This window comes from Neisseria sp. P0019.S002, from assembly GCF_051957155.1.
Classification (GTDB): Bacteria; Pseudomonadota; Gammaproteobacteria; order Burkholderiales; family Neisseriaceae; genus Neisseria; species Neisseria perflava.
This window is the reverse complement of record NZ_JBQCWS010000094.1, coordinates 1-476: the sequence shown is the minus strand read 5'-3', so window position 1 is coordinate 476 and position 476 is coordinate 1. Positions and strand designations below refer to the sequence as shown.

General features: G+C 58.6%; 1 protein-coding gene. It reads right to left on the bottom strand.

Going from position 1 to position 476, the window contains the following annotated elements:
- Positions 1-28: 28 nt before the first annotated feature.
- On the bottom strand, positions 29-476 hold a 448-nt coding region (locus tag ACTHTY_RS11740; RefSeq protein ID WP_440367804.1), incomplete at its 5' end, for a TonB-dependent receptor domain-containing protein.

The window sequence follows — 476 nt, the reverse complement described above, 5'->3', positions numbered from 1 at the left end:
CCGTTGGAGGCCGTTTGCCGCCCGTCCCTTAAAAATCTACCGAAGCCGACAGGGTGAAGCTGCGCGGTGCGTCGGCGTTCAGGTAGCCGCTGTTAGGGTATCCGCCGACGGATGCCCAGTATTTCTTGTTGGCAATATTATCGAGGCGGGCGCGGAAGGTGGCTTCGTGCCTGCCGATTTGGGTGTGGTAGCGCGCGTCGATATCGAAGCGCGTCCAGCCGCCGACTTTAAGCGTATTGGCCGCATCGGCGTAGGAAGAACCGGTGTAAACCATGCGTCCGTCGAATGCCAAACCTTGCACTTTCGGCACTTCCCCTTCCACGCCAATGTTGGCCTGGGTTTTAGCCGCGCCGATGGTGTGTTTGCCGTCAGTTAAAGGTGAGCCGGTAGATTTCTGCTTGGCATCGAGCAGGGTAATGCCGCCCAAGAGCCTCACACCTTGTGCGACTTCCCCGTAAACAGTGATTTCCGCGCAC